The sequence below is a fragment of the Blautia faecicola genome (genome assembly GCF_004123145.1).
Taxonomy (GTDB): Bacteria; Bacillota; Clostridia; order Lachnospirales; family Lachnospiraceae; genus Oliverpabstia; species Oliverpabstia faecicola.
In genome coordinates this window covers 986,650-1,006,961 of the sequence record NZ_SDKC01000001.1, presented here as the reverse complement: position 1 = coordinate 1,006,961, position 20,312 = coordinate 986,650, and the positions used below count along the sequence as shown (strand labels likewise).

The 20,312-nt window shown below is 48.6% G+C and carries 17 protein-coding genes; 5 read left to right on the top strand and 12 right to left on the bottom strand.

Going from position 1 to position 20,312, the window contains the following annotated elements; genetic code table 11:
- Positions 1 to 38: 38 nt before the first annotated feature.
- The 6 genes from ETP43_RS04650 to ETP43_RS04625 all read right to left on the bottom strand — a co-directional run bounded on the left by ETP43_RS04650 (position 39) and on the right by ETP43_RS04625 (position 7,406).
- Positions 39 to 1,031, bottom strand: coding sequence for a 2-hydroxyacid dehydrogenase (locus ETP43_RS04650; RefSeq protein ID WP_129257190.1), 993 nt, complete (start codon positions 1,029 to 1,031; stop codon positions 39 to 41).
- Between the two features lie 74 nt (positions 1,032 to 1,105).
- Positions 1,106 to 2,215, bottom strand: a complete 1,110-nt coding sequence (locus ETP43_RS04645) for a DUF362 domain-containing protein (RefSeq protein ID WP_129259463.1) — start codon at positions 2,213 to 2,215, stop codon at positions 1,106 to 1,108.
- 92 nt (positions 2,216 to 2,307) lie between these two features.
- Complete coding sequence (gene ftsZ / locus ETP43_RS04640) at positions 2,308 to 3,462, bottom strand: cell division protein FtsZ (RefSeq protein WP_129259460.1); 1,155 nt, start codon at positions 3,460 to 3,462, stop codon at positions 2,308 to 2,310.
- Positions 3,463 to 3,658: 196 nt separating this feature from the next.
- Entirely contained in the window at positions 3,659 to 5,017 is a 1,359-nt protein-coding gene (locus tag ETP43_RS04635; RefSeq protein ID WP_129257189.1) for a cell division protein FtsQ/DivIB, read from the bottom strand.
- Complete coding sequence (gene murA, locus ETP43_RS04630; RefSeq protein ID WP_243114190.1) at positions 5,014 to 6,282, bottom strand: UDP-N-acetylglucosamine 1-carboxyvinyltransferase; 1,269 nt, start codon at positions 6,280 to 6,282, stop codon at positions 5,014 to 5,016. The genes ETP43_RS04635 and murA overlap by 4 nt, the downstream gene beginning before the upstream one ends.
- A 32-nt stretch (positions 6,283 to 6,314) precedes the next feature.
- Positions 6,315 to 7,406: an FtsW/RodA/SpoVE family cell cycle protein gene (locus ETP43_RS04625; RefSeq protein WP_129257188.1), complete on the bottom strand. Its 1,092-nt coding sequence runs from the start codon at positions 7,404 to 7,406 to the stop codon at positions 6,315 to 6,317.
- Positions 7,407 to 7,631: 225 nt separating this feature from the next.
- Here ETP43_RS04625 and ETP43_RS04620 point away from each other — a divergent pair, with 225 nt between their 5' ends.
- The 5 genes from ETP43_RS04620 to ETP43_RS17290 are packed head-to-tail and all read left to right on the top strand — an operon-like array spanning position 7,632 to position 11,912.
- The gene (locus ETP43_RS04620; protein WP_129257187.1) at positions 7,632 to 8,168 is read left to right on the top strand and encodes a cupin domain-containing protein; all 537 of its coding nucleotides are present in this window, start codon (positions 7,632 to 7,634) and stop codon (positions 8,166 to 8,168) included.
- Positions 8,169 to 8,186: 18 nt separating this feature from the next.
- The gene (locus ETP43_RS04615) at positions 8,187 to 9,260 is read left to right on the top strand and encodes an ABC transporter ATP-binding protein (protein WP_129257186.1); all 1,074 of its coding nucleotides are present in this window, start codon (positions 8,187 to 8,189) and stop codon (positions 9,258 to 9,260) included.
- The gene (locus tag ETP43_RS04610; protein WP_129257185.1) at positions 9,253 to 10,077 is read left to right on the top strand and encodes an ABC transporter permease; all 825 of its coding nucleotides are present in this window, start codon (positions 9,253 to 9,255) and stop codon (positions 10,075 to 10,077) included. Before ETP43_RS04615 ends, ETP43_RS04610 begins: the two co-directional genes overlap by 8 nt.
- Positions 10,071 to 10,850 carry an ABC transporter permease gene (locus ETP43_RS17295; RefSeq protein ID WP_022399441.1) on the top strand — a complete coding sequence of 260 codons (780 nt, stop codon included), beginning with the start codon at positions 10,071 to 10,073 and terminating at the stop codon, positions 10,848 to 10,850. Before ETP43_RS04610 ends, ETP43_RS17295 begins: the two co-directional genes overlap by 7 nt.
- Positions 10,851 to 10,865: 15 nt before the next feature.
- A complete protein-coding gene (locus tag ETP43_RS17290) occupies positions 10,866 to 11,912 on the top strand; it encodes an ABC transporter substrate-binding protein (RefSeq protein WP_022399442.1) in 1,047 nt (348 codons plus the stop codon).
- A 263-nt stretch (positions 11,913 to 12,175) separates the two neighbouring features.
- On the opposite strand, the gene ETP43_RS04595 is transcribed toward ETP43_RS17290, so the two are convergent.
- From ETP43_RS04595 to ETP43_RS04565, 6 genes are all read right to left on the bottom strand, one after another.
- Positions 12,176 to 13,192, bottom strand: coding sequence for an RluA family pseudouridine synthase (locus ETP43_RS04595; protein ID WP_164979596.1), 1,017 nt, complete (start codon positions 13,190 to 13,192; stop codon positions 12,176 to 12,178).
- Between the two features lie 28 nt (positions 13,193 to 13,220).
- Complete coding sequence (gene murD / locus ETP43_RS04590; RefSeq protein ID WP_129257183.1) at positions 13,221 to 14,597, bottom strand: UDP-N-acetylmuramoyl-L-alanine--D-glutamate ligase; 1,377 nt, start codon at positions 14,595 to 14,597, stop codon at positions 13,221 to 13,223.
- A 190-nt stretch (positions 14,598 to 14,787) separates the two neighbouring features.
- A complete protein-coding gene (mraY, locus tag ETP43_RS04580) occupies positions 14,788 to 15,744 on the bottom strand; it encodes a phospho-N-acetylmuramoyl-pentapeptide-transferase (protein WP_022399445.1) in 957 nt (318 codons plus the stop codon).
- A 119-nt stretch (positions 15,745 to 15,863) separates the two neighbouring features.
- A complete protein-coding gene (locus tag ETP43_RS04575; protein ID WP_129257181.1) occupies positions 15,864 to 17,615 on the bottom strand; it encodes a peptidoglycan D,D-transpeptidase FtsI family protein in 1,752 nt (583 codons plus the stop codon).
- A gap of 73 nt (positions 17,616 to 17,688) precedes the next feature.
- Positions 17,689 to 19,734, bottom strand: a complete 2,046-nt coding sequence (locus ETP43_RS04570) for a peptidoglycan D,D-transpeptidase FtsI family protein (RefSeq protein WP_330546371.1) — start codon at positions 19,732 to 19,734, stop codon at positions 17,689 to 17,691.
- Between the two features lie 78 nt (positions 19,735 to 19,812).
- A complete protein-coding gene (locus tag ETP43_RS04565) occupies positions 19,813 to 20,304 on the bottom strand; it encodes a hypothetical protein (protein ID WP_129257179.1) in 492 nt (163 codons plus the stop codon).
- Positions 20,305 to 20,312: the final 8 nt, after the last annotated feature.

Sequence of the window (20,312 nt, the reverse complement as noted above, 5' to 3'; positions counted from 1 at the left end):
CCATTATAATATAATACCGGTGGAAATTCAATGCTTTTTTACTCAACTTCCACTTCATTTCCTGTTCTTTCGCCTTTTGTGAATGCCATCGCATTGTTCAGTGTAGTCTCGCTGATCGCATCCAGTGCTTCGTAAGTAAAGAATCCCTGATGGGAAGTGATAATGACATTCGGGAAGGACAGCAGTCTTGCGGTGATGGAGGTCTCCATGATCTCATCCGAACGGTCCTCAAATACATTTTTTTTCTCTTCCTCGTATACATCCAGGCCGACAGCGAAGAACTTTCTCGCGCGGATACCCTCGATCAGATCCGCTGTTTTTACCAGACCGCCACGGGAAGTATTGACGAGGATCACACCGTCTTTCATCTTCTGGATGGATTCCCGGTTGATCATATGATAAGTCTCATCCATCAGCGGGCAGTGAAGGGAGATCAGATCACTCTGCGCCAGCAGCTCATCCAGAGATACATAGGTCACAAAATCCAGTGCCGGATTCTGATATTTATCATACGCAATGACATTCATACCGAATCCATGGCAGATTCTTGCCATTGCCGCACCGATCTTACCGGTTCCCACGATACCGGCTGTTTTCTTATAGAAGTTTACCCCCTGCATACCGCCAAGGCTGAAGTCATTTTCACGGACTCTCACGTACGCTTTATGGATTCTTCTGTTGGCAGCCAGTGCCAGTGCCATCGCATGTTCCGCTACGGCTTCCGGAGAATATCCAGGCACACGCATCACTTTGATTCCACACGCAGCCGCTTTTTCCACATCTACATTGTTAAATCCCGCACAGCGCATCAGGATCAGTTTAACACCGCATGCATGCAGAACCTCGATCGTCTCGGTTCCCACATCACTGCTGACAAATGCACAGATCGCATCGTAACCTTTTGCCAGTTTTGCAGTGCTCGGAACCAGTTCGGATTTCAGATATTCGATCTGAATATCCGGATAGTCTTTTGCTTTTGCTTCAAACGACTCTTTATCATAACTTTTCGTATCATAAAATAAAATCTTCACAGCATGTTCCTCCTTTTTTTCTGTCTTTTTACGTACAGAAACATTATTTTCCAGGCAGTTGCCTGTCCTCCTTATTATATCCGTTCTTCTTTTTCCTGTATACATTTTTTTAGAAAATGATAGATTTCCTCATCAGTAGGCGGACATCCCTTCAGATACGTGGCAAATCCTCTGGTACAGCTGCCGATTCCCAGTGTTCCTGTTTTCCCCCGATAGCCCTGTCCGATACAGATCTTCGTATCCAGTTTTTCCAGAAGTCCTTCTTCTTTTAACCGGTCGAGTGCCGGGATCAGATATCCGTAGCAGGCACTGCAGGATTCCACCTCTTCTACCGCATCCGCGACTTCCATGACTTTTCTCCTTCCGATCTTTACCACCTGCGAAACCGGTGGATTCAGTTCCCGGATCCGGGCGTGTGTCCAGTCTGCGCATCCTGCTCCCAGCGTTTCTGCCATCCGGATATACGGCACTTCTTCCACCGCATAGCCCATCTCCTGGCAGACAAATGCATCAACCAGCACCGGGTCTCTTCCGGCGATCAGACGGTTCATCTCTACCGGATTGCCTCCGTCCTCAAAATCCCAGTCCCCGCAGATATTGTCAACCAGAATAAAATCCTGCGGCAGACCGATTGCCAGATGAGCGATCGGTTTATGCAGTCCCATCGCATGAAAATGACGTTTTTCCCGGTTTGGAAGCAGTCCTTTCATATTTTTCAGCGCACAGGTGATCTTCGTCTGGCAATGCCCCTTCATCACCGGCACATTGATCAAAAAGTCCAGGCTCTTTGCCTCCCGGCAGATCTCCAGCTCCATCCCGCCGCACTCCGTCAGTTCTCCGGGATCTGCCTGCATATCCTTAAAGGGAACCTGATACGTTTCGCTCAGGCGATCATATCCACAGACTTCCATGGATTCTCTCGTCTTATCCCCCACCCAGGAGCCTTCCAGCATGATGAGATTCTGAAATCCCGCCTCCTGCAGATATTCGATGATTCCCGCCACAACTTCCGGATGCGTCGTCGCCCCCCAGGAAGCCTCCGACGGTGCCACCAGATTCGGCTTGATCCCGATCTTTTTATCCCGCGCTCCGATCTGTGCGGAAAGTTCTGCCGCATGCAGGATCTCTTTTGTCATCGCTTTATAATCCGTTCCGTGAATCAACAGTAATTCTTCTTTTTCCATGTTCATTCCTTTCTGTTCGTTTTCCAGGTATTTTTTTCTATTAAAGTCAAAAACCCCGGAGCTAAGCCCCCGGGGTTCGTTACTTTTCTGTTTTATCTTCTTTTCAGGAAATCCGGAATCTGGATATCTTTTCTCGGAACAGTACTGCTGGTCGGTGCTCCCGGATTTGCTTTTGGCATCTGGAAGCTCGGCATTGTCATGCCCTGAGAAAATGCAGGTTTTTCCGGTGCTGCTTCTCTTACCGGTGCAGTCTGTACCGGCTGAGCAGTTACTGCAGAAGCTTTGCTTACGCTTGCCTGTTTTGCAGTAGCATCGTTCAGTCCTGTTGCGATAACGGTGATCTTAGCGGAATCTACTGCGGTATCATCGTACATGGCACCAAAGATGATGTTTGCATCTTCGCCTGCCAGGTTCTGTACATAGCTTGCAGCATCGTTTGCATCCATAAGAGAGATATCTCCGGAGATGTTAATGATCACATGGCTTGCACCCTGGATGGTTGTCTCAAGCAGCGGACTGGATACAGCTTGCTGTACAGCTTCGAGTGCTTTGTCGTCGCCCTTTGCCTCGCCGATACCGATATGAGCGATTCCTTTGTCTTTCATAACAGTCTGAACATCTGCGAAATCCAGGTTGATCAGTGCCGGCATGTTGATCAGGTCTGTGATGCCCTGTACTGCCTGCTGCAGAACTTCGTCTGCTTTCTTCAGTGCTTCCGGCATTGTAGTACGACGGTCAACGATCTCAAGCAGTTTGTCGTTCGGGATAACAATCAGAGTATCTACGTTGTCTTTTAATTTATCAATTCCCATCAGAGCGTTGCTCATACGGGTTTTAGCCTCAAAACGGAACGGTTTTGTTACAACACCAACGGTCAGGATGCCCATCTCTTTTGCGATGCCTGCAACAACCGGTGCAGCACCTGTTCCGGTTCCGCCACCCATACCACAGGTAACGAATACCATGTCAGCACCTTCCATCAGCTGACGGATCTCTTCCATGCTCTCTTCTGCCGCTTTTTCACCGATCTCCGGTTTTGCTCCGGCTCCAAGACCTTTTGTCAGTTTCTCACCTATCTGTAATACGGTAGGAGCTTTGCAAAGAGTCAAAGCCTGTTTATCAGTGTTCACTCCGATAAACTCCACACCGCCGATTGTTTCTTCTACCATGCGGTTTACTGCATTATTACCGGCTCCACCTACACCAATTACTATAATCTTTGCAGATGATTCCGCCTCATTTGTCATAATCTCTAACAAAGTACTTCCTCCTTCTTTGCTTGCGCTTATATTTATTCCCTTCAGGGTACTTTTGCCTTATCTTAAAGAGTTACATATAGTTATATAATATAATTTCTTTTCTGATTAATCAACTATTTTTTTCAGATTTCATACTTTTTTTCGAATTTTGTAAGGTTTTTCCGGATTTTTGTTTTCCTGCGGTTTACTCCCCGGCAGTTTGCTGTGTGCCGGATGAATCTGCACCGCTTTGCGAAGCTCCGTCTGCTTTTCCGGCGCTTTCTGTCTCCTGTCCCGAAGCATCCTGCGTCGTACCGGCATCACTTCCGTCCGCAACTGTATCTTCCTGTGTGTCGCCATCCTGCGTATCTTCACCGGAAGTTGCCGGATCCGAACCCGCATCCTGGGCAGCTGTATCCCCTTCTGTATCCGCTGTATCTGCCGCCGGGTCTGTGGCTGCATCCTGTCCCGGATCCGTCGTCTCCTCACTGAAATCTTTTCCCTCGATCTGTGCGATCTCCATTTTCAGTGTATACAGTGTCTCTTTCGAGAAAATAATGTTGGTGATGTCCGTATCGTAATCTTCCAGATGAAGTATCCCTGTAAAATCCGTTAATTTCGGAAGAATCGCTGCCACCCGGGTGATTTTTTCTTCCAGCAGTCTGTCTTTTCCCAGATTGCAGTGGATCTTTCCACTGTTATACACCAGAATGATCTCCTGATTCTCATTGAAACACAGCATCTCAGGCAAAATCTCGTATTTTTCCACCATTCGGGTGATTCCGAGGATCGTATTGTAGATGCCGTCGGCAACCGCCGGAATCGTATCGCCAAGCGCGATCCCGCTTGTCTTGTCCGTAATGCCGATCACTCGCGGCACATCCGTTACCGCTGCCTTGAACTTTGTCGCATTTTCATTGCCGGAATCGGACTCCACCGCCTGCAGTACCTGGTCATCGGCATTGTCTGCCTGCGCGGTCTCACTGTCGGTACCCTCTTCCTGTGCATCCTCCGTATCTGTACCGTCCGTGGTATCCGTGCTTTCTCCGGTCAGAGATTCCAGCGCCGCATCCGCTTCCTGTGCAGCTGCCTCCTGCGCCGCCTGTTCTTTTAACTGGTTCAGTTCTTCCTCTTCCTGATTCAGCGCATCGATTTCTTCCTGTTCCATCGATGTCACTTCCACAACCAGTCCATCCTTATTAAAATACAGCCTGTCCGTTCCCTGCGCGATATAGCCGACGATTTTCTTCTCGTTTACGTGAATCCGAAGCGTATGGGCGTTGACCCGCTCAAGATCAAAGGAATCCACAAACGGAATATTTTCTGCATTTGTATGTTTCTGGAAGAGCATCGCAAGAACCGTGTTGGATGTCATCGGTGTTGTCAGCACATATTCCTTGATCTGGTCATCCGTATATCTGGTACTTCCAACCACATATACGTTATCTACTCTGAACAGAAAGAAAAACGCCCCCAGAGCCAGCAGCACTATGACTGCCACGGCTCCGGCTGTAAGCATTTTTCCTTCTTTTGTCAGTCTTCTCTTTCTGATTTTTTTTTTCATTTTTCCACCTGTTCCCTTATTCTGATTACCGCTCCCAGCTGCCCGAACAGCTGATCCGGATGTTCATATCCCCGTTCGATATATTCCGCATGCTTCACGACACTTTCTCCCTGTGCCGAAAGCCCCGCCACCACAAGTGCGGCTCCTCCACGCAGTTCCCGGGCACATACGGCTGCCCCCGTCAGCTGTCTGCCACCGGAAATAACCGCCTGCCTGCCGCTGACCGTTACCCTGCCGCCCATTTTTTCCAGTTCCTCCACGATCTGGAACCGTTTTTCAAAAATGGTTTCCTCGATCCGGCTCTCCCCCGGAACTGTCAGAAGCACCGCCATCAGAATCGACTGCATATCCGTCGGAAATCCGGGATACGGCATGGTACTCACTTTTTCCACCGGAAAGCGGATCCCGGCTGCGTTCGCCCTTAGTGTACCACTCCTCATCTCCCATTGTCCACCCATTTTCTCATATACGGTAAGCACGGATCGCATTTCCCGCGGATCCACATCTTTCAGACTGATCTGCCCGCGGGTCGCTGCCGCCGCATACAGACAGGTTCCCGCAACGATCCGGTCGGACGGGATCGTATATTCCACATCCCGCAGTGCCGCAGCTCTCCGCATCCAGATCTTTCCTGTGCCGATTCCCCGGATCTCCGCCCCCATCGCCTGTAAAAAGCAACAAAGATGCTGAATCTCCGGTTCCCGGGCACAATTTTCCAGAAGCGTTTCCCCTCTTGCTGTAACGCCCGCAAGGAGTGCATTTTCCGTAGCTCCCACACTGGAAATCGGGAAACGGATATGTGCGCCGGAAAGTCCCTCCGGACATTCCCCACAGATCTCTCCCTCCGTCTCCCGGATCTCCGCTCCCATTTTTTTCATCGCTTCCAGATGCAGGTTGACGGGACGCGCTCCGATCGTACAGCCGCCCGGATAACCGATCCGGATCCGTTTACACCTCCCCAGCATACTGCCGAGCAGGAGGATTGAGGATCGCATCGTGCGCGTCTCTTCCCCCGGAATCCCGCTCTCCCGGATCTTTTTACAGTCCATCATCAGGGTGTGATCCTTCCACGCTGTCTTTACTCCCAGCGACTGCAAAATTGCCTCCATCTCAAACACATCCGCGATCCGGGGACAGTTGTGAAGCACGGTCACTCCCTCATGCAGCACTGCAGCCGCCATCATTGGCAGGGCAGCATTTTTCGATCCCTGAACCTTTACTTCTCCTTCCAGCGGACCATTTCCACGCATCCATATTTCACTCACTCGTTTGCTCCCACATGCCCTGTTATCTTATTCTATGCTGCCCGGGAGTATCTGGTGACTGACAGCGCGAGCCCCATCTCCCCCAGCAGAAACAGCACCGAAGTTCCTCCGTAACTGATAAACGGCAGCGTGATCCCGGTATTTGGGATCGTGTTTGTCACAACGGCGATGTTCAGGATCACCTGGATTGCGATATGCCCCATGATCCCTGCACCGATCAGTTCCCCCATAAGATCCCCCGCACGGACCGCCGCCACCATAAGCCGCCAGATCAGACAGGCAAAAAGAAGGATGACCAGAATCGCCCCGAAAAGCCCGGTTTCCTCACAGATAATAGAAAAGATCATATCATTCTGTGCTTCCGGTACAAACCCGAGTTTTTGCAGGCTGTTTCCCATCCCCCGCCCGAAGATCCCGCCGCTTCCGATCGCATACAGTCCCTGGATCGTCTGAAATCCTTTCTCATATTTTTCCGGATCCCGCCAGATGGCAAGGCGTTCGAGCCGGTAGCTTTCCATACTTAAAAAGATCGCGATAAATCCGATCCCCGCCGTGCCGATGCCAAGGAAAGGCAGATAGCGCGGATGTGCCACAAAGATCAGGATCACACCGATTCCCAGAATGATGATCGCCGTGCTCAGGTTATTCGTACCTACCAGCCCGACGATCGGCAAGAGCGCCGCCATCGTCTGGATCATAAACCAGATAGTGTCCGTCTTTTTCTTCCGGTTACTGATCCGGGATGCCAGAAAAAGTACCACCGCCACCTTGGCAAATTCCGCCGGCTGAAACGAGAGCGGTCCGAGTGCCAGCCACCGCTTCGATCCGTTATACGATCTTCCGACAAAAAGAACCGCCGTGGACAGCACAATGGAACACAGATACAGCGGCGTGGCAAATGCTGCCACCCGGTGATAGTCGATCCGCGCCATCACAAAGAACGCCGCCATCCCCAGCACACTGGCAAATAACTGTTTTTTCAGGTAATATCCCGCATCCTGAAACTTTACCTCTCCATTATATGTACTTGTACTATATAAAAGAAGCAGTCCCACCACTGTCAGTGCCATGACAAAAAGGGTAAGAAGCTCATCTGCCTGCCCGATTTTTCTTTCTTTTTTCATGGATTTTACACGCTTTTTTTTCAGTCTATGAACCGTAAAAATATTCAGTACTTTTTTTATAAAATCCCATTGACAAATACTGATTTTTTTTTATAATTAGTTTTAACAATAGTAAACATGAAATTTAGTAATACAATACTTTCCCGATTATCAGTAAGGCGGATCTTTTTACCTGCTACATGGCTGATAATCGGGATTTTCGTGTGTTTTTTCAAAGGAGTTTTTATGGATATTGGAACAAAACTGAAAAGTCTGCGAACGCAGAACGGACTGACCCAGCAGGAACTGGCGGACCGGGCGGAGCTTACCAAGGGGTTTATCTCTCAGGTTGAGCGAAATCTCACCTCTCCCTCCATCAGTACCCTTGCGGATATCCTGCAGTGTCTTGGCAGCAGCCTCCAGGAATTTTTTACGGATGACACGCCGGAGCAGATCGTCTTTCGGGAGGAAGATTATTTTCTGAAAGATGATCCCGAACTCGGGCATCAGATCGAATGGCTGGTTCCAAACGCACAGAAAAATCAGATGGAACCCATTCGTATGACCCTTGCCCCCCGGGGACGCTCCTGTATCGAGTCGCCCCATGTGGGAGAAGAAATGGGGTACGTCCTCGAAGGAAATATCCTTCTTACACTGGGCAAGAAAACCTACCGCGTACAAAAAGGTGAAACGTTTTATTTTCCCGCCAACCAGGAACACTGGCTGGAAGCAGGGAAATGGGGTGCTACGATCCTGTGGATCTCCTCCCCTCCAAATTTCTAATGATAAAAAGGAGAGACTATGAGCAATCGATTAATAGATTTACAGCATATTACAAAAATCTTTGACGGAGAAAAGATCCTCGACGATCTGAATCTCTATATCCGTAAGAACGAATTTCTCACCCTTCTCGGTCCGTCCGGCTGCGGCAAGACCACAACTCTGCGGATCATCGGCGGCTTTTTATTCCCGGATGAGGGAAATGTCATCTTTGACGGAAAAGATATCACACAACTGGCCCCCAACAAACGCCAGTTAAACACCGTCTTTCAGAAATACGCCCTGTTCCCGAATATGAACGTCGCGGAAAATATTGCTTTCGGTCTCAAGATAAAGAAAAAAAGCAAAGCCTATATCGATGACAAGATCAAATACGCACTGAAGCTGGTGAATCTTGACGGCTATGAAAAACGTAAAATCGATGCGTTAAGCGGTGGTCAGCAGCAGCGAATCGCCATCGCCCGCGCCATCGTCAACGAACCGAAGGTGCTTCTTCTCGACGAACCGCTCGGCGCGCTGGATCTCAAGATGCGTCAGGACATGCAGTACGAACTGATCCGTCTGAAAAATGAGCTGGGCATCACCTTTGTCTACGTTACCCACGATCAGGAGGAAGCCCTCACGATGTCCGATACGATCGTCGTCATGAACGGCGGTTATATCCAGCAGATCGGTACACCGGAAGATATCTACAACGAGCCGCAGAATGCTTTCGTTGCCGACTTTATCGGTGACAGCAACCTTTTTGGTGCCACGATGATCCAGGATCGTCTGGTGGAGATTCTCGGTGCCAAATTCTTATGCGTGGACGAAGGATTCGGAACAAACAACCCGGTCGATGTGGTTATCCGCCCGGAAGATGTGGAACTGGTGGAGCCGGAAGTCGGCATCATCAAAGGCCGCGTAACTTCCGTCATCTTCAAAGGCGTACACTACGAGATGACCGTTATGGCAAATGGTTTTGAATGGCTGGTACACAGCACGAATATGTATCCGGTGGACCGTGAAGTCGGTATCTTTGTCAAACCGTTCAATATCCAGATCATGCACAAACCGGAATCCGATGATGCAAAGGCGGTAGATATCAATGAATAGTTCAAAGAAAACCTGGTTTGCCTTTCCCTATATCCTGTGGATCATCGGATTTACCATGATCCCGCTGGGACTGGTATTTTACTACGCATTTACCTCCGCAGACGGCGGATTTACCCTGGCAAATGTCCTTGCCATCGCAGAACCCGTCCATCTGAAATCCCTGTGGACCTCGATCAAGATGGCGGTTTTGACCACCCTGATCTGCTTTCTCCTGGCGTACCCGCTGGGACTGGTGCTTTGCAGCCTGAACTTAAAGAAAAGTAATTTTGTTATTTTCCTCTTTATTCTTCCGATGTGGATGAACTTTCTGCTGCGGACCATGGCGTGGCAGCTGATCCTGTCCAACAACGGTGTGTTAAATACCCTGCTTGGTTTCCTGCATCTTCCGAAGGTGCATATCATCTACACGTTCCAGGCGGTTCTGATCGGCATGGTTTATGACTATCTGCCGTTTATGATCCTTCCGATCTACAACTCTCTGTCTTCCATCGGTGACGATGTGGTGGAGGCCGGAAAGGATCTCGGAGCCAGCTATTTTACGATTTTACGGAAGATCATTTTCCCGCTGTCTCTTCCGGGAGTCATCAGCGGTATCACGATGGTATTCGTTCCTTCCATGACTTCGTTCGTGATCTCGAATATCCTGGGCGGATCGAACACCTTACTGATCGGTAATATCATCGAGCAGGAATTCACGTATAACTTTAACTGGAACCTCGGCAGCGGACTTTCTTTTGTGCTTCTGGTATTTACCCTGATCAGCATGGGACTGATGTCCGTCTTTGACAAATCAGAAGGAGGAAATAACATATGGTAAAAACATGGGCCAAACGGCTGTATATGGCATTCATCTTTCTGTTGTTGTATCTGCCGATTATTGTTCTGATCGTACTGTCTTTTAACAAATCCAAAGCCAGAGTCACCTGGCGTGGGTTTACCCTGCAGTGGTATGCAAACCTGTTTGAGAACAGCCGGATCGTGGATGCATTTACCACTACGCTCGCGCTGGCTTTCGGTGCTGCACTGGCTGCCACCGTCATCGGTGTGGTTGGCGCGATCGGTATCAACGCGATGAAAAAACGGAATTATTCAATCATGCTGGGAGCTACCAATATCCCGATGTTAAATGCAGAGATCGTGACCGCACTGTCCCTGACACTGTTATTTATCCGGTTTATCAAACTGGGATTTACGACCGTTTTTATCGGTCATGTGACATTCTGTGTCCCGTATGTGATCCTGAATGTCCTGCCGCGTTTTCGTACCCTGAATAAGAATGCGTATGAAGCCGCACTCGATCTCGGAGCCACCCCGCTGTATGCCTTTTTCAAGGTCTGCTGGCCGGAACTGATGCCGGGTATCATGTCCGGTTTTCTGATGGCGGCTACAATGTCGATGGATGATTTTGTAATCACATATTTTACCAGAGGTCCGGGAATCAATACGATCTCCACGCTGGTTTACTCTGAAGTAAAACGTGGTATCCAGCCGGAAATGTATGCTCTTTCCACGCTTCTGTTCCTGCTGATTCTTGTTCTTCTGCTGCTCTTTAACTTCTTATCTGGAAGAAAAAGCAGCATAGAAGTGTAAAGGAGACTCATGATGATGAAATGTAAATTATTGGTGATACCTGCCCTTGCCGGATCCCTGCTGCTTCTGGGTGGCTGCGGTTACAACAAGAACAATTCTTTAGTAGTTTTTAACTACGGAGATTACCTGGATTCTTCGATCATTGATTCTTTTGAGGAGGAGACCGGGATCAAGATCCTGTATGAAGAGTATCAATCCCCGGAAGAAATGTATATGAAATACAAGGCAGACATCGTAGACTATGATGTGATCTGTTCTTCCGATTATATTCTGGAGAAGCTTCGTCAGGAGGATGAACTGCTCCCGATCAATTTTGATAATATTCCGAATGCTGCCAATGTGGATGAGCATCTCTGGGAGTTTTCGAAGTCGTTTGACCCGGAAAATAAATATACGATCCCGCATTACTGGGGTACGCTCGGTATCCTTTATAATACCCGGCTGGTGGACGAGGAGGTGGATTCCTGGGATATTCTTTTTAATCAAAAATACAGCGGACAGATCATCATGGAAAACAGTGTCCGGGATTCGTTCGTTCCGGCGCTGAAGCTGCTTGGTTATTCGATCAATACGGATAATACCGATGAGCTGGATGAAGCGGAAGCAATGTTGAAGGAGCAGCGCCCGATGGTACAGGCGTATCTGCTTGATTCCGCCCGTGATGAGATGATCGCGGAAAATGCGGCGATCGCGCTGGTGTATTCCGGGGAGGCTCCTTATGCGACGGAGTATAATGAGGATCTGGCTTATGTGGTTCCGAAAGAGGGGTCGAATGTCTGGGTGGATTCCTGGGCGATCACGAAGGACTGTAAGAATACGGAAAATGCGGAGAAGTTTCTGAATTATCTGTTAGAGGTAGAGATTTCGAAGATCAGTTTTGAGTATAATCATTATGGAACGCCGAACAAGAAGCTGGCGGAGATTCTGCCGGCGAAGTATACGGAGGACCCGGCGCTGTTTCCACCTAGTGATGTGTTGGATAATTGTGAGATTTTTAAGTCGTTGGATCAGGGGACACAGAATTATTATAGTAAGTTGTGGAAGGAAATTAAGTTGGATTAAGAAAGTTTGATTGCTCAAGACGAATTGTTTTTTGCTGTGAACTGGAATGGGAGGATGATAAAGTTGAAAGGAAATTTAATTTGTATGTTTATAAAACTTTATTAATCTTCTTCTCTTTTGCATTGTTTATATAAAATACCTTGAGAATATATGTAATCGTAAAAGCATTTATTCTCAAGGTATTTTATTTTTCTCAGTTATTATCCAATTTCGATTTCTACACTCCACATTCCCAATTACTGCGATAATTGTTCTGTTTTTGTTTATTCTAAGCTCAAGTTCCGGAGGTCTTCCGGGATGGGGGCGGTTAGGTGGAGTTTCTCGCCGGTGTAGGGTTGACGCAGGGTTACCTGGTAGGCGTGGAGGGCTGCGCGGTGGAGTTGGGTTTGGGGGCCGCCATAGAGGGGATCGCCCAGGAGCGGGCAGGTCTGGGTGGCCATGTGGAGGCGAATTTGGTGGGTTCTGCCGGTTTCCAGGTGGAGGGCGAGGCATTGTGTTACTTTGCCGGTCCAGAGGGGTTTATAGAGGGTTCTGGCGGGTTTGCCGAGAGGGGTGGAGATCATGCGAAGATGGTTTTCCGGATCGGGGGACATTGGGGTGTCAATCAGGGTCCAGGCATCTGTGTCTGATGTGGTTCCAAGATCTTCCAGGCGCCGGGTGATTTCGTTCCAGCCGGGGAATTTTTCTGCTTCGTTTTTTTCCATGATCTCCTTCTCGTACTCTTTTTCTATTTCACGTTTCTTTTCCTGGTCGATGTTCCGGGCATCGTCTTTTCTGTTCTGCGGAAGCTGGGTGACAGCAAGATAAGTTTTCCGGAATTCTCTCCGCTCTCTCTGTTTTTGCAGTCTGGCGGCTGCGATCTGGTTTTTGGCGAAGAGGACGATGCCGGAGGTGTCTTTGTCCAGGCGGCCGATGGGGCGGACGGTGTGGGACTCCTGCCGGGAAGCATAATAAGCGCTTACCTGGTTTGCCAGAGTGTCTTCGTAGTGACCGCCCTGCGGGTGCGTGACCACACCTGCCGGTTTATTGACAGCTAAAAGGTCCTGGTCTTCGTAAAGAATGTCCAGGACCTCTGTGTTGGCTGTCAGATGACCGGAACACTGTGTTTCCGTCTCCAGCAGGATCTCTATGATGTCACCGGGCAGCGTTTTTTCCGTCACTCTGCACCGGATGCCATTTTTCCGGATTCCGTCAGGAAGAAATTTTGCACGGCTGATCTCTTTTTTCGTGAAACCTGCCTGTCTTCGCAGGACTTCCTGCACCGTTCCTCCCTCTTCCACCTGAAGGCTCCATACCCTCCGGCTCTCGTTACGCATCTGCCTCCGGCAGGGCGTATACATATTCTTTGAACATCCGGCCACGCTGTTCGTAATTATCAAACTGTCCCCAGCTTGCACATGCCGGTGATAAGAGGACTGCATCACCTTTGTTCGCTTTTTCGGCACAGATCTTTACAGCCTCTTCCAGATTGTCCGCCAGGATCGTATTCATAAAACCACACTTGTGAGCAGTTTCTTCGATCTTTTCTCTCGTCTGACCGATCAACACCAGGTAACGCACTTTTCCGTCAAATGCTTCAATCCACTCTTCGTAAGAAGACTGTTTGTCATATCCACCACCGATCAGCAGTGTCGGGCGGTCCATCGCCTGGATGCCTTTGATGGCTGCATCCGGGTTGGTTCCCTTCGAATCGTTGTAATATACGACTCCGTTTTTCTCTGTTACATATTCAATTCGGTGTTCTACCGCTACAAAGTTTTCCACACTCTCTTTGATATTTTCCACCGGAACCCCTGCGTAATATGCCATGGCTGCTGCCGCCATTGTATTTTCGTGGTTATGTCGGCCAAGGATCTTCAGGCGGTCTGTGGTCGTGATCACGAATTCTTTTTCTCCGGCTCTTAAAACAATCTCTTTTCCTCTCAAGAAAATACCCTGTGAAAGTTCTCTGAGGCTGGAAAAATACACAACTTTTGCTTTCACCTGTCCGCTTTCCCCGAAAGTTCTCAGCACCTCATCTTCATAATTCAGTACACAGACCTGATCTTTTGTCTGGTTGCTGGTGATCAGTTCTTTCACACGGATATATTCTTCCATCGTATGATGACGGTTCAGATGATCCTCTGTGATATTCAAAATTGCACTGACTGCAGGCTGGAAGTCCTGGATGGTCTCTAACTGGAAGCTGCTGATTTCCGCCACTGTCACAGTCTCTTCTTTTGTGTCCAGAGCTACAGAAGTATACGGTGTTCCAATATTTCCAACCACATAGACACTGTCCAGATAATCACTCATGATTTTTCCAAGCATGGCAGTTGTCGTTGTCTTTCCGTTGGTTCCTGTGATCGCCAGGACTTTTCCTTTGCCCATCTGATAAGCAAGTTCTACCTCACCCCAGATCGGAAGTCCCTGTGTGCGAAGTGTCTTCACAATCGGAAGATCCGTCGGAACTCCAGGACTCATCACTACCAGATCCAGTGTTTTTCTCGCCTCTTCAGGCAGTTCTCCGAGAATAATATCCACATTCTCCGGCTGTTCCAGTCTGGCTTTGATCGCCTCCGGATCCTGTTTGTCATTTCCATCATAAATCACCGGACACGCTCCCACTTTACAGAGCAGATCCGCTGCACCGATACCACTGATACCAGCACCAAATACTAATACACGTTTTCCTTCTAACTTCATGGTTCTCTCCCCGTTTTTTTCTTATGTACACTCGGAATCTTTTTTGTGCTTGATTTTGTGAGAAGATTTTTTGTCAGTTGCATCCAAATTTCTGAGGCGTACGCGATACGTACGTTGATGAAATTTGGGTGCAACTGGCGGAAAATCAGCCACAGAAGCAAGTGCAAAAAAGACTCCGAGGGTACATCCATTACAGTGCCAGCAGACCGATCATGCACAGGATGGCTGTGATGATGGAGAATACTGCCACAACTCTTGTCTCAGACCATCCACACAGTTCAAAATGATGGTGGATCGGTGCCATTTTAAAGAATCTCTTTCCACCGGTCTTTTTAAAGTAAGTAACCTGGATCATAACAGAAGCTACCTCGATCAGATAGATCAGACCTACCAGGATCAGAAACAGCGGCATCTGTAACATATAGGCAGTACCTGCAACGAATCCGCCCAGTGCCAGAGATCCGGTATCTCCCATAAATACTTTCGCAGGAAATACATTGAACAGCAGAAATCCCATCAACGCACCGACAACCGCACAGGTGATCGGTTCAATACCGCTTTGTGTTCCCACTGCCACAACCGTAAAAAATGTTGCAACCATCACGGTCACGCTGGATGCAAGACCGTCCAGTCCGTCTGTAAAGTTTACACCGTTTACCGTACCGATCACCGCTACAAATAACAGCGGTACTGCCACCCAGCCGATGTTCCAGTAATAACCATGGCTGAACGGTACCAGCAGTGTCAGTTTCACATCGGTAAAACGAATCAGATAAAAAGCAAAAATTGCAGTTACCACGATCTGTCCTGCCATCTTCTGTGCCGGAAGCAGTCCGTCGGAACGTTTCAGCACAACTTTCAGATAATCATCCAGGAATCCGATCAGACCAAATCCCAGCGTCAGGAATAAGATCGGAATGATCTTCGGATAATCTTTTACATAAAACAAAGATGTCACTGTTACTGCGATCAGAAAGATCAGACCACCCATCGTCGGGGTTCCCGCTTTGGAAAGATGAGACTTCACACCGTCGGTACGTTCCGTCTGGGACGCTTTCAGTCTCCGCAGAAACGGAATAATCACGGGTGCCAGAATCACACTGATCACAAAAGAAATAATCACCGGTATCACAATTTTAAAATCCATATTTCACCTCGTACATTATGAACATTTTTCTGTTCAGTTTTTTTACGTTCTAAGTATAATACTTTTCCCCCCATTCAGCAACCGTTATTCCACACGCTTCCGCAAATTCCGGGATTCTGTCATTCTGTTTTGCTTTTCTCCGCCACGACTTCCGTTTTCTCTATCCCCAGATACGGCAGCACATTCTCAAAAATCGTTTTCATCACCGGGGCTGCTATCGTTCCGCCATAATAGATTCCCTGCGGATTATAGATGATACAGACCCCGAGGATCACCGGATCGTCCGCCGGGGCAAAACCGAGAAAAGAGGAAATATACCGGTTGGCACTTCTTGGAAGCGTCTGGGAAGTGGCTGTTTTCCCGCCGATCCGATAGCCCTCCACCTGCCCGTTTTTTCCGCCGCCCTCCTTCACCACCATCTCCAGAGCGTAGCGCATTTTCTCTGAGGTCTGCTCGGACAGGATTCTTTTTTTCTTCTCATAGGAATACGTTTTTATGACCTTTCCCTCCTGATCCTGTACCTTCACCCCGAAGTGTGGCGTGATCCGCTCACCACCATTAATCAGGGAAGCGGCTGTCGTTGCCAGCTGCATCGGCGTGATCTGAAAGGACTGCCCGAATGCGATCGTCGCCAGTTCCACCTGCCCGATATTTTCCTCTTTGTGCATGATCGTCCCCGCCTCTCCCGGCAGATCGATACCGGTCTTTTCCAGCAGACCGAATTTTTCAAAATAAGAATAATATTTTTCCACTCCCAGCCGCAGCGCCACATCGATAAATACCGGGTTGCACGAATTTTCTACCCCCTGCACAAAAGTCTCGGCTCCGTGTCCGGTTCTTCTCGCACAGTGGATCCGCCGGTCTTCCACCACCCGGAATCCCGGACAGGAAAACTGATCCTGCAATGTCACCACACCGGCTTCCAGACCTGCGGATGCTGTGATGATCTTAAAGGTGGAACCCGGTTCGTAGGTATCGTTGATACAGGTATTTCGCCACATCCGGTTTAAGGCATCTGTTTTCTCCTCCTGACCAGAAAGAACCGTCCCTGCTGACAGGGTGTAGGGATCATTCAAATTGAACTCGGGGACGTTAACACAGGCATAAATCTCCCCGTTTTTCGGATTTAATAACAGAATCGATACTTTCTCGGCTTCTTTTTGTTCCATCACCCGTTCCGCCTCCTGCTGGGCATACATCTGGATGTTATAGTCCAGGCTGGTGCTAAGATCGAAGCCCGCCACAGGCTCCTTCCGTTTTTCTCCGATTCCATTCTGTTCGATTCCCCTGGCATCTGTCGTTGTGAGGATGGTCCCGTTGATCCCTTTTAGTACCTCTTCATATTTTACTTCCAGTCCGATGATCCCCTGATTATCCCCTCCGGTAAATCCGAGTACCCGGGAAGCAAGTTCATTGTATGGATAATATCTTCGAAAATCCTCGTCCACTTTTACACCGGCAAGCTGATATTCCCGGATCTTATCCCCCACTTCTTTCTCCACGTTTGTTTTGACTCTTTCAATCGAAGAAACTTTTTCCACCCGTTTTCGCGCTCCCGCCTCATCAATCCCTAGTTCTTTTACCAGCATCGCGATCACCTTTTCCGGTTCTTTGATCTGGCTGTGGATGACCGATATCGTACAGACGGTCTTATTATCCGCCAGCACCGTTCCATTCACATCCAGAATCCGCCCTCTCGCCGCCTTGATCTTACGCTCTCTCTCATGCAGATCATCGGCTTTTTTCGCATAATACTCCGACTGTACCACCATCAGACTGACCAGCCGGCCGATCAGACCTGCGAGCATCGCGATACAACACAGAAAAACCACCAGCGTCTTTTTCTTATGAAACGTTTTATTTTTACTCATAAAGAAACCCCGCAGAAGCTTTCCATCTAATGTATGGCTGCTTCTGCGGGGTTATTCATATTCGTAATCTTCCTTAATTGCCACTCTGTATTGCCGCTTCTTCGTCCGTGATACCGTCGCTCTCCTGCTTGTTATTGAGCGTTGTCTCACTGTCGTCTTCCGGCGGTGCTGCCGTCGCGGTGTCATCTGCGCTGTCTGACTGTCCGGTGGATTCCACTTTCTGATTGATCAGTTCTTCCAGATAACTCATCTTGGCATTGGTCTTATCCGTCACTTCTTCGTCCTGGAAAATATTCAGGTATGGCAGGATTTCTGTCATAATCCCCTTGTAAAGATACTGGGCATACAGACTGTCTGCCTGAGATTCTGCATTCGGTTCATCCACAACCACATAGACAACCACCTGCGGATCATCAAGCGGTGCAAAACCGATAAAGGATACCAGATATTTTTTATCTTCACGCGGATATTTCTGTGCGGTTCCTGTCTTTCCGCCCATGCTGTAGCCGTCTACTTTCGCTGTTGCTCCAGTACCGTCCGACTCCATAACCGCGCCCATGTACTGACGAATCAGTGCGGAGACATCGCTGGATACCGTCTGCTTGGTTACCACCGGCTGGATGTCTTTGATGACATCTCCATCCTCATTCATAATCTTGCTGACCACATGCGGCTGATAGTAATATCCGCCATTGATCGCCGAACAGATCGCTGCAATCTCCTGGATCATGGTACAGGTATATCCCTGTCCGAAAGATGCACTGGCAAGCTCGGTGCTTCCCGAAGACAGATTTTCTTCGGAATGAAGGATACCGGTAGCTTCTCCCGGAAGATCGATGCCCGTAGTAGAGCCGAAATTAAAGATTTTCTGATATTTCAGAAATTCCTCCGGACCTAGCAGTGCTCCGATCTGCATCAGACCATCGTTACAGGAATGTTTGATCAGATCCGACAGGGTCTCTGTTCCGTGCGCTCTCGGATAGATAGAACACCGGATCATCGTATCCCCAAATTTCTGATAGCCGTCGCAGACAAAGGTATCGGTCGGCTGTACCACATCCGCATCCAGTGCTGCCCCGATCGTCAGTGGTTTTACTGTCGATCCAGGCTCGAACGCATCACTGATACAATAGTTCTGCCAGATGCCGTACAGTGCTTCCAGCATCGTTCCGTCATCCTTGTCTTTCATTTGCTTGATCTCTTCGTCCGAATAATATGGCGTGAGATCTCTCGGGTTATTCAGATCGTATGGATTGTCGGTTGCCATGGCAAGGATCTCACCGTTTTTCGGATTGGCTACCACCACGCCAACATTGGCGGCTCCCTGTTCTCCTCGCGGACCGTTTGCCATACCGGTCATAAACTTGTCGATATATTTTTCTACTACCTGCTGGATATTCAGGTCAATCGTTGACTGTACGCTGTTTCCGTTGACCGGATCGATGATCGTCTGCTCCACATCGTCATCGGAATTATAGTATCCGAACTGTCTTCCGTTGACACCGTTCAGGGTACTGGAATAATATCCCTCGATTCCCCAGTCTGCGGTATCTCCCGTATAGGTAAATCCGACCAGATGACTGGCTGTGGAATTCAGCGGATAGACTCTCCGGTAATCTTCCTCGAACCATACCCCTTTGACATTGGAACGTTCTGCGATTTCTTCTTTGGTCAATGTTTCTTTTGCCTCATCGCTGGACACATCGGTATAGTCCTCAAACGCTTTTTTCTGGTTGATGGACACATTGCTTTGCAGGATCTGATACTGGCTGCTCTTTGTCGTCTTATCTTCCAGTCTTTCCCGAATCGTTTCCTCATCCAGCCCCAGCACATCCACCAGGGCTTTGATTGTCGGTTCCACATACTCTTCTTTGGTATTGACCACTTTACAGTCCAGGATCACTTTATACACTTTCTCACTGGTCGCCAGTACCACACCATTCCTGTCGGTGATGTCCCCACGTTTGAACGGGATCACACGGCTGTCATACTTTTGCTGTGACTGGCTTAGTACCTGTTTGCTGTACTGTTTTCCCTGGCTGGCATTGATCACGGTAATTCGTATGCCTAAACCTACGAAAGCCAGTACGACTATTCCAAACAGCCATACCAGCTTCATACGCATCTTACTATTTATCTTTCTTGTTAAAAGGGCGTTGCCCCTTTTCTTTCTTCTTTTTCTTTGCACGTAACCACCTTATTTTGTCGTATCAGGTACATCTTTATACTGACGTACATAGCTGTTTCCTGCTGTATCAAACTGATAAATCTGATCTTCCTGCGGATAGGTCATCCCCAGTTCGTTCATCGCTTTATCCTTTATCTTTTCCAGATCCACTGATGAGATTACACTGTTGTATAATGCATCATTGTCTGCTTTCAGCTGACTCAGTTCTGATTCCGTAGTAGCAATCTGTTTATTCTGTGTTGTGATTGCAGATTTGATCTGCAGATAACGGGCACACATAAACAGAGCTGTCGCTGATACCACCGCCAGAAACATCACATAACCACGGCTCATGGCTCTGGTTCTCGCACGATTTCTGGAAGTCGACCGTCGAACCGGTTTTCTTTCCGGCTCTTCCTGTGGTATGGCCTGAATCTTGCGGATCGTATTGCCGTCCACGACATACTGTTCCACTATTCGTTCCGATCTGGAATTTACCCTTCTGTTTTGCTTTCTGGCCATTGTTGCTG

What these genes read in the sequence shown, in the direction of transcription:
- ETP43_RS04575 (WP_129257181.1), bottom strand. Translation starts at nt 17,615, where the DNA reads ATGAGTAAAAATAAAACGTTTCATAAGAAAAAGACGCTGGTGGTTTTT.
- ETP43_RS04645 (WP_129259463.1), bottom strand. Translation starts at nt 2,215, where the DNA reads ATGGAAAAAGAAGAATTACTGTTGATTCACGGAACGGATTATAAAGCG.
- ETP43_RS04615 (WP_129257186.1), top strand. Translation starts at nt 8,187, where the DNA reads ATGAGCAATCGATTAATAGATTTACAGCATATTACAAAAATCTTTGAC.
- mraY (WP_022399445.1), bottom strand. Translation starts at nt 15,744, where the DNA reads ATGGATTTTAAAATTGTGATACCGGTGATTATTTCTTTTGTGATCAGT.
- ftsZ (WP_129259460.1), bottom strand. Translation starts at nt 3,462, where the DNA reads ATGACAAATGAGGCGGAATCATCTGCAAAGATTATAGTAATTGGTGTA.
- ETP43_RS17295 (WP_022399441.1), top strand. Translation starts at nt 10,071, where the DNA reads ATGGTAAAAACATGGGCCAAACGGCTGTATATGGCATTCATCTTTCTG.
- ETP43_RS17290 (WP_022399442.1), top strand. Translation starts at nt 10,866, where the DNA reads ATGAAATGTAAATTATTGGTGATACCTGCCCTTGCCGGATCCCTGCTG.
- ETP43_RS04610 (WP_129257185.1), top strand. Translation starts at nt 9,253, where the DNA reads ATGAATAGTTCAAAGAAAACCTGGTTTGCCTTTCCCTATATCCTGTGG.
- ETP43_RS04625 (WP_129257188.1), bottom strand. Translation starts at nt 7,406, where the DNA reads ATGAAAAAAGAAAGAAAAATCGGGCAGGCAGATGAGCTTCTTACCCTT.
- ETP43_RS04565 (WP_129257179.1), bottom strand. Translation starts at nt 20,304, where the DNA reads ATGGCCAGAAAGCAAAACAGAAGGGTAAATTCCAGATCGGAACGAATA.
- ETP43_RS04570 (WP_330546371.1), bottom strand. Translation starts at nt 19,734, where the DNA reads ATGAAGCTGGTATGGCTGTTTGGAATAGTCGTACTGGCTTTCGTAGGT.
- murD (WP_129257183.1), bottom strand. Translation starts at nt 14,597, where the DNA reads ATGAAGTTAGAAGGAAAACGTGTATTAGTATTTGGTGCTGGTATCAGT.
- ETP43_RS04620 (WP_129257187.1), top strand. Translation starts at nt 7,632, where the DNA reads ATGGATATTGGAACAAAACTGAAAAGTCTGCGAACGCAGAACGGACTG.
- ETP43_RS04635 (WP_129257189.1), bottom strand. Translation starts at nt 5,017, where the DNA reads ATGAAAAAAAAAATCAGAAAGAGAAGACTGACAAAAGAAGGAAAAATG.